The 14,495-nt window shown below is 69.6% G+C and carries 13 protein-coding genes; 8 read left to right on the forward strand and 5 right to left on the reverse strand.

All coding sequences use genetic code 11. The features are described from left to right. Nucleotides 1-95: 95 nt before the first annotated feature. The 3 genes from ED208_RS13950 to ED208_RS13960 are packed head-to-tail and all read left to right on the forward strand — an operon-like array spanning nt 96 to nt 2,804. Complete coding sequence (locus ED208_RS13950; RefSeq protein ID WP_123212536.1) at nt 96-1,697, forward strand: alkaline phosphatase family protein; 1,602 nt, start codon at nt 96-98, stop codon at nt 1,695-1,697. A 14-nt stretch (nt 1,698-1,711) separates the two neighbouring features. Then, nucleotides 1,712-2,494, forward strand: coding sequence for a CatB-related O-acetyltransferase (locus ED208_RS17725; RefSeq protein ID WP_123212537.1), 783 nt, complete (start codon nt 1,712-1,714; stop codon nt 2,492-2,494). 22 nt (nt 2,495-2,516) lie between these two features. Further along, nucleotides 2,517-2,804 carry an acyl carrier protein gene (locus ED208_RS13960; RefSeq protein ID WP_123212538.1) on the forward strand — a complete coding sequence of 96 codons (288 nt, stop codon included), beginning with the start codon at nt 2,517-2,519 and terminating at the stop codon, nt 2,802-2,804. Between the two features lie 97 nt (nt 2,805-2,901). On the opposite strand, the gene ED208_RS13965 is transcribed toward ED208_RS13960, so the two are convergent. Continuing rightward, on the reverse strand, nt 2,902-3,726 hold the full coding sequence (locus ED208_RS13965; protein WP_123212539.1) for an SAM-dependent methyltransferase: 825 nt from the start codon (nt 3,724-3,726) through the stop codon (nt 2,902-2,904). Nucleotides 3,727-3,821: 95 nt separating this feature from the next. Between ED208_RS13965 and ED208_RS13970 the strand changes: the two genes are divergently transcribed. From ED208_RS13970 to ED208_RS13990, 5 genes are all read left to right on the forward strand, one after another. Then, nucleotides 3,822-4,652 carry an alpha/beta fold hydrolase gene (locus ED208_RS13970; protein ID WP_123212540.1) on the forward strand — a complete coding sequence of 277 codons (831 nt, stop codon included), beginning with the start codon at nt 3,822-3,824 and terminating at the stop codon, nt 4,650-4,652. A 171-nt stretch (nt 4,653-4,823) separates the two neighbouring features. Further along, entirely contained in the window at nt 4,824-7,139 is a 2,316-nt protein-coding gene (locus ED208_RS13975) for a CaiB/BaiF CoA-transferase family protein (protein ID WP_123212541.1), read from the forward strand. Between the two features lie 13 nt (nt 7,140-7,152). Next, nucleotides 7,153-8,049: a CE1 family esterase gene (locus ED208_RS13980; protein WP_158608566.1), complete on the forward strand. Its 897-nt coding sequence runs from the start codon at nt 7,153-7,155 to the stop codon at nt 8,047-8,049. 33 nt (nt 8,050-8,082) lie between these two features. Then, nucleotides 8,083-8,841, forward strand: a complete 759-nt coding sequence (locus ED208_RS13985; protein ID WP_123212543.1) for an SDR family oxidoreductase — start codon at nt 8,083-8,085, stop codon at nt 8,839-8,841. 248 nt (nt 8,842-9,089) lie between these two features. Then, nucleotides 9,090-9,536 carry a tellurite resistance TerB family protein gene (locus ED208_RS13990; protein WP_123212544.1) on the forward strand — a complete coding sequence of 149 codons (447 nt, stop codon included), beginning with the start codon at nt 9,090-9,092 and terminating at the stop codon, nt 9,534-9,536. A 22-nt stretch (nt 9,537-9,558) separates the two neighbouring features. On the opposite strand, the gene ED208_RS13995 is transcribed toward ED208_RS13990, so the two are convergent. From ED208_RS13995 to ED208_RS14010, 4 genes are all read right to left on the reverse strand, one after another. Then, nucleotides 9,559-10,272 carry a head GIN domain-containing protein gene (locus ED208_RS13995; protein ID WP_158608567.1) on the reverse strand — a complete coding sequence of 238 codons (714 nt, stop codon included), beginning with the start codon at nt 10,270-10,272 and terminating at the stop codon, nt 9,559-9,561. A gap of 79 nt (nt 10,273-10,351) precedes the next feature. Further along, complete coding sequence (locus ED208_RS14000) at nt 10,352-12,040, reverse strand: alkaline phosphatase D family protein (protein WP_123212546.1); 1,689 nt, start codon at nt 12,038-12,040, stop codon at nt 10,352-10,354. Nucleotides 12,041-12,115: 75 nt separating this feature from the next. Next, complete coding sequence (locus ED208_RS14005; RefSeq protein WP_123212547.1) at nt 12,116-13,042, reverse strand: sulfotransferase; 927 nt, start codon at nt 13,040-13,042, stop codon at nt 12,116-12,118. Continuing rightward, a complete protein-coding gene (locus tag ED208_RS14010; RefSeq protein WP_123212548.1) occupies nt 13,039-14,493 on the reverse strand; it encodes a hypothetical protein in 1,455 nt (484 codons plus the stop codon). The genes ED208_RS14005 and ED208_RS14010 overlap by 4 nt, the downstream gene beginning before the upstream one ends. Nucleotides 14,494-14,495 lie beyond the last annotated feature (2 nt).

Below are 14,495 nucleotides of genomic sequence, written 5' to 3' on the forward strand. Positions count from 1 at the left end.
CAGCACGAAGGCGCGACCCACAAACAAAACAGCACGAAAGCACCGCCCCCAAGCGACAGCTTTCCCAAAACCCCCTTCAGCCAAGTGACCACAACATGACCACCACCCTCTTCATCGGCCTCGACGGCTGCACCTACACCGTCCTCGACCAGATGACCCGCGAGCTACCGGGCGAAGGCCTGACCATGCCGTTCATGAAGTCGCTGATGGAACGCGGCGTGCGCGCCAAGCTGCGCTCCACGCCGAATCCGCTGACGCCGCCGGCCTGGACCTCGATCATGACCGGCAAGGGCCCAGGCGAGCACGGCGTGTTCGACTTCATCCGCGCCGAGGACCACGGCGGCGAGGTCTACTGGACGCTCTACGACGCCCGCGACATCGACAGCGAAATCATCTGGGCCATCCTCTCGCGCAAGGGCAAGTCGGTGGCGGCGCTCAACTTCCCGCTCACCGCGCCGGCGCCGGAAGACCTGAAGGGCTCGATCGTGCCCGGCTTCATCCCGGCCAAGCACCTGCGCCGCAACACGCATCCGCGCGAGCTGTTCGAGCGCATCAAGCAGCAGATCCCGGGCTTCGACCCCAAGGAACTCGCCTGGGATTTCGACAAGGAGAAGCAGGCGATGGAATCGCTCTCCGCCGACGAGACCGCCAAGTGGGTGCGCTATCACCTGCCGCGCGAGGAGCAGTGGTTCAAGGTCGCCGAGTTCATCCTCAAGAACGACCGGCCCGACGTGATGGCGGTGATGTTCGACGGCACCGACAAGATCCAGCACCAGGCCTGGCCCTGGCTGGACGCGGCCCTGCTGAAGGCCGAGCCGACGGAGCACGACCGCGAGATGCGCGCGGTCTGCCTGGAATATTTCCGCAACCTCGACGGCTACATCGAGAAGCTGGTGACGCTGGCCGGGCCGGAGGCGCAGGTGTTCTTCGCCAGCGACCACGGCTTCACCGCCTCGACCTTCGTGCTGCGCATCAACGCCTACCTGGCCGAGAAGGGCTATCTGAAGTGGGCGGAGAACGACGGTAGCGAGCAGGCGATCCGCCGCGAGGCCAGCGATTTCGCCAACCTCGACTGGGCGCAGACCACCGCCTACTGCCGCACGCCGTCCTCCAACGGCATCCACATCCGCGTCGCCGCCAAGCCCGGCGATCCGGGCATCCAGCCGAAGGACTACGAGAGTTTCCGCGAACGCCTGATCGCCGACCTGCTGGCCCTGCGCGATCCCGACAGTGGCGAGCCGGTGATCGTCGACGTGCTCAAGCGCGAGGACTGGTTCCCGGGCCAGCACATGAACCGCGCCTGCGACCTCACCCTGGTGCTGCGCGATCACGGCTTCGTCTCGATCCGCAACCTCACGCCGGCGGTGGCGCAGCGCCCGCAGGCCATCGGCACCCACCACCCGGACGGCATCTTCATGGCGGTCGGCCCCGGCATTCCGGCCGCCGGCATGGTCGGGCTGCGGCAGATCGTCGATGTCGCGCCCACCCTGCTCTATAGCGCCGGCCTGCCGGTGCCGGCCGACTTCGAGGGCGCCGCTGCTGAGAGCTTCTTCACCGCCGAGCAGCTCACCGCCCGACCGCCGAAGAAGGGCGCGCGCACCCGCGTCACCGAGCGCCGACAGCTCGGGCAGGAGATGGATGCCGGCGAGAAGAAGCAGATCATCGAGCAGCTGCAGATGCTCGGCTACATGGAATGACGGCAGTTCTGTAGATGAACACCGCGACCACCCAACTCAGCGCCACAGAACTGGTCGAACACGGCCTCTATGTCGGCGAGGGTCGTGGCTTGCTGACGCCGCTGGTCTGCGAGCGGCCGGTGTGGCTGTTCGACCCGCGACGGATCAAGGACTGCGCCTTCGGCGCCTACGCCTACGTCAACGGCCAGTACACCAGCAGCCTCTACGACTGCGCAGTCGGCCGCTATACCTCGATTGCCGAGGCGGTAGTGGCCGGCGCCTACGAGCATCCGACCGAATGGCTCAGCTCGCATCCCTTCCTGTTCGCCGAGCCGCAGCAGTTCAAGGCCTTTCTGCGCCAGCCGGAATTCGCAAGGCTGGCGCCGGAGCCGCCGACGCAGAAGCAATGGCCTACGCATCAGACCACGATGATCGGCCACGATGTCTGGATCGGCGCCGGTGCCTTCATCAAGCGTGGCGTGCGCATCGGCGATGGCGCGGTGGTGGCTGCGCACGCGGTGGTGACCCGCGACGTGCCGCCCTACAGCATCGTCGCCGGCCAGCCGGCCAAGATCCTGCGCGGCCGCTTCGACAGCCGCAGCATCGAGCGCCTGCAGCGCCTGCAGTGGTGGCGCTACGACCTGGCGCCGCACAAGGCGACCATCGACTTCCGCCACATCCAGGGCGCGCTCGACGCCCTGGAGCAGCTGCTCGCCGAGGGCCGGCTGCTGCCCTACCAGAGCCAGACCAGCCGCATCACTCCGCAGCCGGACGGCCACTACGCGCTGACGGTGGTGGAGCCCCTGTATTCCTTCTGACGATTGTTCACGGACAGCACCCATGCCGCTCAGCAGCGACGACTACACCCAGAAGCTCATCACGCTCCTGGAAGACTTCACCCAGGACTGGGACCACGACTACCGTGGCGCCATGCAGCGCGACACCCGGCTGTTCGCCGACCTCGCCTTCGAGTCCATCGACATCATCCAGCTGGTGGTGGCGATCCAGGAGGAGGTACTGCGCGCCAAGGCGCCGTTCGAGAAACTCCTGATGCGCGAGGGCCGCTACGTGGACGACCTCTCGATTGGCCAGATCGCGGATTTTCTGGCGGTGCAGGCGGCGGGCTGAGATGTCCTTGACCCTGTCATTCCCGCGTAGGCGGGAATCCAGTTTTTCTCACGGCAGAGGACTGGATCCCCGCTTGCGCGGGGATGACGAAAACGGATCAGCGCGCCTTGCGCGCCGCGACCAGCACGTAGTCCTCGCCGAGGTCGATGAACTGCTGGATACGCCGCGCCGAGCGCAGGATCGCCTCCCTCTTTTCGCCATCCAGCTGTGCCGCCACACGGTGCAGCGCCTGCACGAAGCGGACACGGGTCCAGTCGACGATGGACTCGATGCGGATGTCGGTGAAGCCGGCGGCGCGCAGGTGCGCGGCATAGGCGTCGGCGTCGTAGGCATTGGGATGATTGTCGAGCACCACGCCGCTGTTGACGGTCTGCTCGCCGCGCAGATAGACGGCGGGGTCGACTCCGCGACGCGGAATCATGTCGGTCAGCGCCAGACTGCCGCCGGGCTTGAGCACCCGCGCCGCCTCGCGCAGGAAGTCCGCACGGGTGTCGAAGTGAAAAGCACATTCCACCGACACCAGCTTATCGAAGCTGGCGTCGGCGAAATCCATGGCGGTGGCATTGCCCAGCTGCAAGCTGATGCGGTCGGCGTAGCCCTGCTCGGCGACGTAGCGGTGACCTTCATCAATACGCACCGGAGTGACGTCGATGCCGATGATCCACTCCGGCCGGCTGCGCCGTGCATAGACCACCGCGCCGGCGCCGTAGCCGCAACCGACATCCAGCACGCGATCACCGGGCGCGAGACCGGCGGTGGTCGCCACCAGCTCGGTGAGTGCCTCGCTCGCCTGCTCCAGCGTCAGATCGTCGCGGGTCCAGTAGCCGTAGTTGGCAAACGGCTGATTGCCGAACAGATCACCGCGCTCGCCGTGGCGGCGGGTGTAGTGGGTCACCACATCCTGGGTGTGGGCGGAAAGCATGCTCGACTCCCTGTCGTTGTTCGCCGTCTCTCCTCGGCTAGGGCGCAGTGTAGGCGGCAGCGCGGAACGCGGCGAGTCCACCCGGCGCTTCGGCCATGAGTCTTCCGCGACTCGCGCACCAACAGCTCGGCAGTGGACCCGAGGTGATCCTGGTTCATGGTCTGGGCGCCAACCGCGCCTTCTGGTTCGGCAATCTGGCGCTGAACCTCGCCGCCGACCACCGCGTCACGCTCTACGACCTGCGCGGCCACGGCTATAGCGAGCGCCCGGCCAGCGGCTACAGCGTCACCGACCACGCCGCCGACCTGCTGGCGCTGATGGACGAGCTGGCGATCCCGCAGGCGGCGCTGATCGGCCACAGCCTGGGCGGCGCGGTGGCGCTGGAACTGGCGGTGCAGGCCCCGCAGCGGGTGCGCCAGCTCGCCCTGCTCGACAGCCGCATCCAACGTCTGCAAGCCAGCATGTATCTGCACGAAGTCGAACCGCTCTCGGCCTACGAGCAGGATGTCGCCCGTCGCGCCGGCGGCGACTGGCGGCAGGAGCCGGAAGTGGGCCTGCGCTTCATCGAGGCTGCGGCGCGGCTGATGCTGGCGAATCCCGGCGAAGGCCTGCGCGACGACTACACGCCGTTCGGCGAGGGCCGTGGCGCGCGGCGCGCGGCGCGGCAGTTCGTCGAACTGCTGGAGCGGACCACGTTGCGCCAGGACTTTCCCCAGCCCGGCGCCGAGCCGGCGCGTTACGGCGCGGTCGAAATGCCGACGCTGCTGCTCTACGCCCAGCCGAGCCGGGCGCTGAAATCCGCCGCCGCCCTGGCCGCCGCGCTGCCGCAGGCACGACTACAGACGCTCGCTGGCGTCGGGCACTTCTTCCCCATCACCCATCCGCAAGCCACCGCCGAGGCGGTGCGCGCGCTGCTGGCGCGCTAGCCCCATGCACGGACGCCCTCACAAGCCTTGTGTTCCCTCCCCCGCTCGCGGGGGAGGGCTAGGGTGGGGGCGTTCCGCGCCACCAAGCACACCTCCTCAAAAGCTCGTCCCTGTCCCTCAGGGACTCCCTGCGTTCGCAGGCCAGAAGAGCCGTTCAAGTCTGAGCCCACCATGAGCGATCTCTCCCACCTGCAAGTGCTGGAACTCAGCGGCCATCTCGCCGCCGCCGCCTGCGGCCAGTTGTTGCAGGGCTTTGGCGCGCGGCTGCTGCGGGTGCCGGTGAGCGCCCCCGGCTTCGAGTTGGATGCCGACGAAGACGCCTTCTACCACCAGGGCAAGGCCAAGGCGGTACTGGCCTACGAGAGCGCGGAATTCGCGCAGCGTCTGGCGCAGGCCGATGTGCTGCTCGACGGCGCTGGCCACGGCGTGCTGGCCGCCGCCGGCTGGAGCGCCGAGCGCCTGCGCGCGCTCAACCCCGGCCTGGTGCTGGTGCAGATCACGCCCCACGGCCAGGCCGGGCCCCTGGCGGCGGCACCGGCCAGCGATCTCACGCTCTACGCCGCCAGCGGCCTGATGCGCAGCACCGGCAGCGGCGAGCGCGAGCCGCTCAACGCCCGGCCGCGCATCGTCGAACTCACCGGCGGCATGAATGCCTTCTTCGCGGTGATGGCGGCGCTGCTGCGGCGCACGCGCGAAGGCGGCGGCGACTGCATCGACCTCGCGCTGCGCGAGTCGGCCATGGAAAACATCGAGGTCGCACTCGCCGAATATCTCGCCAACGGCAAGATCGCCCGTCGCAACGGCGACCAGCACGCGATGGTGCCCTGGCGTACCTACCCCTGCGCCGACGGCGAGATCGCGGCGCTGGGCGGGCCGATCCGCCACTGGCTGAAGGCTGCCGCGCAGTTCGAGGCTCCGGCGCTGCTGAGCGAGAAGCTCGCCGACATGGGCGGCCGCATCGCCCACCGCGCCGAGACCGAGGCCCTGCTCAAGCCCTGGCTGGCGACACGCAGCCGCGAGCAACTGTTCCACTGGGGCCAGCAGCAAGGCCTGGCCTGGGCGCCGCTGCGCAGCCTGCCCGAGGCGCTGGCCGATCCGCAGCACGCGGCGCGCGGCTACTTCCACGAGCGCGTCGGCGCCGACGGCCAGAGCCGCCGACTGCCGAGCGCGCCGTTCCGGCCCGAGCGCTGCGCCTGGTCAGAACGATCGCGCGGAGCCGAGTCGTGGAGCACGCGCTCTACCACAGAGCCCCTCCCCCCTCGCGGGGGAGGGGTTGGGGAGAGGGGGGACTTTGATTCACAGGCCGCACCGTTTGCCGGCCTGCGGGTGCTGGACTTCAGCCACGACTGGGCCGGCCCGCATGCGGCGCGGCTCTATGCCGACTACGGCGCCGAGGTCATCAAGATCGAATATCCGCGCCGCCTCGACGGCATGCGCGGCGGCTATCCCGACAAGATCAACGCCCACCCGCGCTTCTGGCAGCTGCACCGGGGCAAGCGCTCGCTGACCCTGGATCTGAAGCTGGAAGCGCACCGCGCGGTACTTGATGCCCTGGTCCGCGACGCCGATCTGCTGATCGAGAACTCCCGCCCCGGCGTGATGGCGCGCAAGGGCTATGGGCCGGAGCGCCTGCGCGCGCTGAATCCCAGGCTGGTGACGGTGGCGCTGTCGGCCTTCGGCGCCAGCGGCCCCTATGCGAGCTACGCCGGTTACGGCGGCACCCTGGAGGCGGCCAGCGGCCTGCAATCGCTCACCGCCTATGCCGAGGGCGGCCCGGCCTACCGGGTGCGCGAGATGGACGTGATGAACGGCCTGATGGGCGCCTGCGCCGCCGCGCTCGGGCTCTACTGCCGCACGCTCGATGGCCAGGGTCAGTGGATCGACGTTTCCGAATGCGAGACCACCGCCTGGTTCGTGGCGCCGCTGTTTGCCGAGGCGGCGCGCCACGGCCAGCCGCCGCCGCTGGGCAACCACCATCCGCAATGGGCGCCGCAGGGCTGCTATCCGGCCGCCGGCGAGGATCAATGGCTGACGCTGAGCGTGCGCAGCGAGGCCGAGTGGCAGGCGCTGGCACGGCGGCTGGGCGGCGCCGGGCTGGCCAGCGATCCGCGCTACGCCAGTGCCGAACGGCGTCGTCAGAACCATGCCGAACTCGATGCGCGGATCGCCGACTGGAGCCGGGGCCGCAATGCCGGCGAGTCGGCGGCCCTGCTGAATGCCGACGGCATCGCCGCCGCGCCGGTGGCCAGCGTCGCCGACCTCGCCAGCGACCCGCAATTGCAGGCGCGCGGCTGGTTCGCGGAGCTGGACGCGGGCCTGCGCCTGCCCGGCCTGCCGTTCCGCCTGGCACGCGGCGGCGGCGCGGTACGCTCGCGCGGCCCCGACCTGGGCGAGGCCAATGCCCACTACTACCGTGCGGCCGGCCAAGAGGCCGCGCTGCCCTCGCTGAACCCGGCACAACTGGGCACCGCCTATGCCCGCGACTAAGGAGAAACCCACCATGACCCGTCTACGGCTGCACAGCCTGCTGCTACTCGGCGCCCTGCTCGCCAGCGCCTGTTTCGACCGTGGCGCGCTGCCCAGCGCCGGCGCCGCCGAGACCACCGCCGGAACCGTCCTCGAACGCGAACTGGGCGAGCGCAGCTACCGCCTGGTCCTGCCGCCGGGCAAGGCCAGCCAGCCGCGCCCGCTGATCGTCGCACTGCACGGCGGCTGGGGCAGCGGCAAGAACATGCAGGACATCAGCGGCCTCGACGACCCCGCGCTCGCCGCCGGCTTCGTGGTCGCCTATCCGGACGGGGTGATGAAGGCCTGGAACGCCGGCAGCTGCTGCGCCACGCCGATGAAGAAGAACATCGACGATGTCGGCTTCCTGAAGGCGGTGGTGGACGACATCGCCCAGCGCGACGGCATCGACCGCAAGCGCGTCTACGGCACCGGCTTTTCCAACGGCGCGATGATGCTCTACCGCGTCGCCTGCGAGGCGCCGGGCCTGTTCAAGGCCATCGCGCCGGTCTCCGGCGGGCCGATGTTCGAGGGCTGCAAATCGCCGCAGCCGATCTCCGCCTACCTGATCCAGGGCCGCGCCGATCCGCGCATCCCCTTCGACGGCGGCGAGTTCGAGGGCAACTACCGGCCGGGGCTGCTGAGCATCGTCAGCCAGCTCGGCCAGCGCGCCGGCTGCGGCAAGGAGCAGAAGCAGACCTGGCAGGACGGCGATACCTCCTGCGCCACGGTGCAGGGCTGCCCGGGCGGCATCGAGCTGAGCTGGTGCGGCCTCGGCGGCGTCGGTCACCAGTGGGCCGGCGGCCGCACCCTGCTGCCCGGCCTGCTCGGCCAGAACACCAGTCGCTTCAATGCCTCGCGGCAGATCGTGCTGTTCTTCCAGAGGCACTAACCGGTTCGCGACTACAGGCCCTAAGCTGCCGCGATGACCTCTTCCTCATCCAAACCCGTTGCGCTGGTCACCGGCGGCGGCGGCGGCATCGGGCTGGCCGCCTGTCTGCAGTTCGCCCGCCGTGGCTATCGCGTCGCCCTCTGCGACCTCGACGGCGCGCGCGCAGAGGCCAGTGCCGAAGCAGTGCGCGCGGCCGGCGGCGAGGCCCTGCACCTGGTCACCGACATCGGCGACTCGGCGCAGGTGCAGGCCCTGCTCGCCGAACTGCGCGGCCGCTGGGGCCGGCTCGACGCGGCCTTCAACAACGCCGGCGCCAGCGCCCTGCGCACCGCGCTGGCCGACACCGAGGAGGCCGACTGGGAGCGGGTGATCCGCACCAACGTCACCGGCAACTTCCTGCTGATGAAGTACGAGATCCGCTGGATGCTCGAACAGGGCGGCGGCTGCATCGTCAACAACGCCTCGGTGTTCGGCCTGGGCGGCAGCACCAGCGCCGCCTACACCGCCAGCAAGCACGCGCTGGCCGGCCTCACCCGCAGCGCCGCGCTCAGCTACGCGGCCCAGGGCCTGCGCATCAACGCCGTGTGCCCAGGCCTGATCGACGCCGGCATGGGCGCGCGCTTCATCGAACGCAGCCCTGAGCAAGTGACCGCCGCGCTCGCCCTGCATCCCGCCGGCCGCGCCGGCACCGCCGAGGAAGTCGCGCAGGCGGTGGTCTGGCTGTGCTCGGACGAAGCGCGCTACATCCACGGCCATCTGCTGCCGGTGGATGGTGGTTACGGCGCGCGCTAGGGCAATTTCGATTGAAGTTCCTACACCCTCACCCGACGCTGTCTCTCCTACGAAGTAGGGGAGATGTCGCGTAGCGACAGAGGGGTTCCCGTCGACGGCACAGACCCCTCCGGCTCTTCGAGCCACCTCCCCTACTTCGTAGGGGAGGCAGCGGGGATACCCGTAGTTAAACCAAAAGTACTCTTGCTCGCGCGCATCGCTTCTCGCATCTGCGGCGGTAGCCACGGGAAGCCCATTAAAATCCCGGCATGAAATCCATCCTCAGCCGCCTGTTCGGCCCAGCCAGCGGTGCCGCATCCGCCCATACCGCGCAATCCGCCGCCCTGGTGGTCGCGCAACTGCTGATCGAGATCGCCCGCTCGGATCTGAAGGTGCAGGACGCCGAACTGGCCGTGGTGCGCGAGCACCTGGCGCAGGCCTATGCGCTGAGCGGCGCCGAACTCGACGGCCTGATCGCCGAAGCCGGTCGCCGGGTCGATGCCGCCACCTCGCTCTACGACACCGTGAAGCGGATCAACGATGCGTTCAGCCACGAACAGAAAGCCGGGCTGATGCAGGCGCTCTGGCAGGTGGCCTATGCCGACGGCCGCCTCGACGCCTATGAGGAAGCGCTACTGCGGCGCATGGCCGAACTCCTGTACGTGCCGCACGAGGTGTTCATCGGCGAGAAGCTGCGCTTGCTGGAAGCGCAGTAGCCGCAGGCCGGGAGGGCGGTGCTCAGCGCACCGCCTCGACATCGCCGCTGCCATTGACCTCGCTGCGCAGCTTGGCCGGCGAGCCGCGATAGCGGATGTCGCCGCTGCCGTTGATCTCGGCGCGCAGTTCCTCGCTGGCAGCGACGTCGATGTCGCCACTGCCATTGAGCTCGGCCTCGACGTGCTTGGCCCGCAGGCTGCCGAGGTCGGCGTCGCCAGAGCCGTTGACCTCGACCTCCAGCTCATCCACCTCGCCGCTGGCCTCGATGTCGCCGCTGCCGTTCAGCTCCACGCCCAGGCGCTCGCCACGGATGCCGCTGAGGCGGGCGTCGGCGCTGCCGTCGAGCGCGAAGTGACGCAGGCGGGGCAGTTGCACCTCGACCACCAACGGCGTCTTGGTGCGGTAGGAGCCGCGCGATTCGATCACCAGGGTGTCGCCCTCGACGCGGGTTTCGACCAGCTCCAGCAGATTGTCGTCGCCGCTCACTTTCACGCTGTGCTTGCCACCGACTCGCACCTCGACGTTCTCCGCCGAGCGCAGCGCGATGCGCTCGAAGGCCGGCAGCGTGCGCTCGACGCTGGCCGGTTTGCCGGAGCCGACCTGCACCGGGCGGTGATCGACATGCACAACCAACTCGCCGGCCAGGCGGTGGAACTCGACCTGGCTGGCGCCGGCCCAGGCGAGCACGCTGAGCAGGGTCATGGTGGCGGCGAAGGCAAGCAGGACTTTTTTCATGGCGACGGCCGGTGGCGGGTTCCAGCCTCCGATGGCGCAAGGCCAGGAAAGGTTTGCGCCGCCGTGCGTTTGCCCGCGTTCAGAGCCGCCGCAACTCGGTGCTGCCGGCGGCAACCGCGAAGCGCGCCAGCTCGGTGGAGGCATTGGCGAACGGCAACTGCGCCAGCATCGCGCGCATCGTCACCGTGCAGGCGGCGGGCGTGAACTCCACCTCCAGCCAGCCGTTGCGGGTGCCGTCCCAGAGCGCGAAGTGCGGATTGTTCTGCACGATGCTCGGGCTTTGCAGGAACAAGGTCGCCGGCAGATTGATCGGACTGGCAATGGGCGTGGCGGCGGCGCAACTGCTGGTGAACTCGACGCCCACCGCCGGCCCGTCGGGATAGCCGTCACGAAGGGTGGCGGCGGCGAAGGCGTGCATATCGCCGGCCAGCACCACCAGATTCGGCAGGCCGTTCAAGGCCGACAGCAGCTCGGCGCGCTCGGCGGTGGTGCCGTCCCAGTGATCGACCTCGTAGAGCAGCGGTGGCTGCGTGAGCGCGCGGATCGGCGAGAACGGAATCGGCAGGCCCAGCACCCGCCACTGCGCGTCGCTGCCTTTGAGCGTGTCGAGCAGCCAGCGCTTCTGCGCGCCGCCCAGCAGCGTGCGACCGGAGTCCTGGCGCGCCTCGCAGCCGCTCTCCGGCACCAGTTGCCGCTGGCCAAAGTTACCTTCGCCGCAGGGATGCGGGCTGCGCTGCATGCGCAACTCGGTGAGCGCGAGTTCGGCGAGGCGGCCGAAGCGGAAGCTGCGTTCGATCTGCATCACCTCCGGGAACGCCGCCTTGGGCCGGTAGCGCACCCGCACCGGCAGGTAGCGGTACCAGACATCGAGCGCCTCGCGGACATAGGCGCTCATCGCCACCGGGTCTTCGTCCAGCGGATGGTCGGGGCCGCGCGGCCGGCTGCCGTCGAAGTAGAGATCGTTGGCGAACTCGTGGTCGTCGAAGGTCGCGAGCAGGGTGTGGCGTTCCAGCGCCGCGCGCAGGTCGGCGTCGCTGCGATGGGCGCGGTAGATGGTGAGCAGATCCTCGCGGCTGCTGGCATAGCTGGCGCCGGAGGGCAGTGGCAGCCGCCGCAGCGGCGCGATCGCGCTCTCGTAGATGAAGTCGCCCAGGTGCAGCAGGTAGTCGGCCTCCACGGTGGCCATTTCGGCGAAGGCGTGGAAGTAGGCGAAGGTGTAGTCCTGGCAGCAGGTGACCAGCAGCTTCAGGCGCTCCACTGCCTCGTCCTCGCGCGGCAGGGTGCGCAGGCGCCCGACCCGGCTGGAGGTGCCGGCGTAGGCGAAGCGGTAGTAGTAGTAACGGTTGGACTGCAACAGCCCGTCGGTGTCGAGCTTGATGCAGCCGTCGTGGCGCGGATCGAGTGCCGCGAGCGAATGGCTGCCCGCCACCACCGGCCGGGTAAAGGCCTCGTCCTCGGCGATCTGCCAGAGCAGATCGACACCGGGCTGCAACTGCTGCGGATTCAGCCGCGTCCACAGCACCGCGCCGCTGGAGCTGGGATCGCCGCTGGCCAGCGAGGCGGGAAACACCGCCGCCGCATCGCCGCTGCCCAGCGCCGGCAGACTGAGCGCCTGCGGTTGCGCGCGCGGGATCACCTCCAGTTCGGCCCCACCCTCGCCGCCCACGCCGGTCTCGGCGGGACTGGACTCGCCACAGGCGGAGAGACCACCGCCCAGGGCGAGAGCGGCGGCGGCCTTGAGCAATTCACGTCGGCGCTGTTGGGTCATCGGGTAAGTCTGACGAAACTCTGTTGCAGTTCCTGCGGGTGCCTCGCGCAAACTCCGCACCAGCGCCGCGAGAACTCAGCAATAGCCCAGGCGTTTTGCCAGCGCGAGCACCTCGGGCGCAAAGCCCTGGCGGTCGCGCCGCCAGGGCAGCGGCGCATCGAGGCGGGGCTGCGCCGCCAGCGCCTCCAGTTCGGGCGCAAAGTCGGCCCAGACCTCGGCCTCCAGCCCGCCGCGTACCGAGCCCTCCGGCGTCTGCGCATACAGCCACTCGGCCGGCCGCGCCATGGCCTCGAGATCGGCGCGCGCCAGCGGCAGTTCCAGCCAGTCGCAGAGTCCGCCCAGGCTGCCGGCGAAGTCGGTGTCGAAAGCCTCGCTGTGCAGTCGCCGCCACTGCGACTCTGGCCAGTCGGCAGCCGCCTGCAACAGGTTCTGGTTGCTGCGCAGCCAGGGCAGTTGCGGCTCGGGCAGCGGTGGCGTCTGCGCGTGGTCGCGGAAGTCCACCGGCACGAACAGCTGCTCGCGCAGCCAGGCGGCGTGCAGGCAGCCCTGGCTCCAGGGATGACGGACCAGATGCAGCCAGCGCGCCTGCGGCAGGCGGTCGCGAAAGCCCTGCAGCTCATGCGGACGCAGCGGCATTTCCGCATCAGGGATGACTAGGCGGCGCGGCGCCACCTGTGCAGCCAGCCAGTCGATCAACTCCGTCGTGCTCCAGCCGCGCCGCGCCTGTAGCCAGGCGTCGGCAGCGGCGATCTGCACCGCGCCCTGGCCGCCGAAAGCAAGCTGAGCGACGCTGCGGCGCAGGCCATCGCCATGACTGAGCTGGCTGAGCGCGAAAAGCTCCAGCAGTTCGCCGACCTCCTCGGCCATGCCGGGAAACACCTGCGGCAGCGCGTACAGGCCCGGATGCCGGCCCAGCACGCCGGCCAGCCAGCTCGCGCCGGAGAACGGCGCGGCCAGGATGAACAGAGGCGCGGGTGGGGGCGGCGGCGCGGGCGTGCTCATGTCGCCGCTCCCGGCGGATTCTGGCCCAGCCAGACCTCGCAGCCGCCGCGCGGGTTGTCGCGGTATTCCCAGGCGCCGTTGCGCTGCACCGCCACCCGGGGGCCGAAGGGATTGGCGGTGCCGACGAACAGACCCTGCGGCGTCGAGCCGAAAGTGCGGATGCCCCAGTTGAACTTGTTGCCGAAGCCGTCGCGCGTCACCGGCTGCCAGTGCACACCGTCGGCGCTGCGCCAGAGCTGGCAGCCGCCCCGCTCGCTGAGCCGCTCCAGACCCCAGTGGCGCACCAATCCGGCCACCGTCGCCGGCCAGCGGTGCAGCGGCAGATAGGGCAAGAGGCTGGCCCAGGACATGGTCCCGGCGTAGAGGTGGTCCTCATGCACGGCCATGCGCCAGATGTAGCCGTTGAACAGGTTGTCGAAGCCGGCCGAGTAGCCGGACAGCGGCACCTTCGCGCCCTGCTCGGTGATCCGCGACTCGCCGACGATCACCTCGTAGCTGTCGTCCGGCCAGACCCGCAGCAGCTCGGCGGCGGCCGGGCCGATGCGGTGCGCACGGTGGTAGCCGCCGTTGATGATCCCGCAGCCGACATAGAGCGCGCCCTTGAACTCGCACATGGCGCCGATCACTTCGTTGTGCAGGCCACGGCCGGCGCCACGGTCGAAGACCTTGGTCCAGGTGTAGGGCGGCTGACCGCCACGGGTCTTCCACAGCTCGCCGCCGGTGGCGGCGTTGACCGTGCCGCCGTAGAGATGGCCGTCGTAGACCGCCATCTCGAAGATGGTGGCGTTGTCGGGGTTGCCGAAGCCCTCGGGATTGCTCGGCGTCCAGCCGCCTTGGGCGAGATCGTCGCTGGCGTAGATCACCGCCTCGGAGCCGATGTCCTGCACGAAACCCTTGGCGGTGCCGGAGGCGGTGGGGCTCAGGTGCACGCGGCCATCGAAGGGCTGGATGGTGCGGCAGGCGCGCACCGACGGGCCGAACGGCGGGCGCACCACCGGCGCGAAATGACGGCCGTCCTCGCTGCGCAGCACGTCCGGCGAGTGCGCCAGATGCGGCGACCAGGTGGAGACGTAGAGGCAGGGCGCGCTATCGCTGGCGCCCTGGAACACGGTCATGCCGCGATAGCCGATGTAGCTGGGGATGCCGGCGCGGCCGTTGACGCCGACCACCTCCGGCGAGCGATAGACCCGCAGCCAGGTCTCGGTTTCCGGCGTGTACTCCCAGATCTCGGCGCGGCGGTCGATGCTGTAGAGGTCGGCGGGACTGTCGATGGGCCAGGGTTTGAGGTCCGGCGCCGGGGCGCCGATCTTCAGCGCCGCGAAGCTGCCGCGCATGGTGCCGACGTACACCCGGCCCCGGAACACCGCCATGCTGTGGGCATAGTGGTTCCAGCCGTCGCCGAAGCCGTTGCGGCAGGTGAGGCGGAAGTCATCGAAGCGCAGGCCGCTCATGC

This window comes from Stagnimonas aquatica (assembly GCF_003730135.1).
GTDB classification, from domain to species: domain Bacteria; phylum Pseudomonadota; class Gammaproteobacteria; order Nevskiales; family Nevskiaceae; genus Stagnimonas; species Stagnimonas aquatica.

Bases quoted from the DNA above. Each gene is read 5' to 3' on its own strand.
- ED208_RS13990 (WP_123212544.1), top strand. From the start codon at position 9,090: ATGAAATCCATCCTCAGCCGCCTGTTCGGCCCAGCCAGCGGTGCCGCA.
- ED208_RS13975 (WP_123212541.1), top strand. From the start codon at position 4,824: ATGAGCGATCTCTCCCACCTGCAAGTGCTGGAACTCAGCGGCCATCTC.
- ED208_RS17725 (WP_123212537.1), top strand. From the start codon at position 1,712: ATGAACACCGCGACCACCCAACTCAGCGCCACAGAACTGGTCGAACAC.
- ED208_RS13980 (WP_158608566.1), top strand. From the start codon at position 7,153: ATGACCCGTCTACGGCTGCACAGCCTGCTGCTACTCGGCGCCCTGCTC.
- ED208_RS14000 (WP_123212546.1), bottom strand. From the start codon at position 12,040: ATGACCCAACAGCGCCGACGTGAATTGCTCAAGGCCGCCGCCGCTCTC.
- ED208_RS13965 (WP_123212539.1), bottom strand. From the start codon at position 3,726: ATGCTTTCCGCCCACACCCAGGATGTGGTGACCCACTACACCCGCCGC.
- ED208_RS13960 (WP_123212538.1), top strand. From the start codon at position 2,517: ATGCCGCTCAGCAGCGACGACTACACCCAGAAGCTCATCACGCTCCTG.
- ED208_RS14010 (WP_123212548.1), bottom strand. From the start codon at position 14,493: ATGAGCGGCCTGCGCTTCGATGACTTCCGCCTCACCTGCCGCAACGGC.
- ED208_RS14005 (WP_123212547.1), bottom strand. From the start codon at position 13,042: ATGAGCACGCCCGCGCCGCCGCCCCCACCCGCGCCTCTGTTCATCCTG.
- ED208_RS13970 (WP_123212540.1), top strand. From the start codon at position 3,822: ATGAGTCTTCCGCGACTCGCGCACCAACAGCTCGGCAGTGGACCCGAG.
- ED208_RS13985 (WP_123212543.1), top strand. From the start codon at position 8,083: ATGACCTCTTCCTCATCCAAACCCGTTGCGCTGGTCACCGGCGGCGGC.
- ED208_RS13950 (WP_123212536.1), top strand. From the start codon at position 96: ATGACCACCACCCTCTTCATCGGCCTCGACGGCTGCACCTACACCGTC.
- ED208_RS13995 (WP_158608567.1), bottom strand. From the start codon at position 10,272: ATGAAAAAAGTCCTGCTTGCCTTCGCCGCCACCATGACCCTGCTCAGC.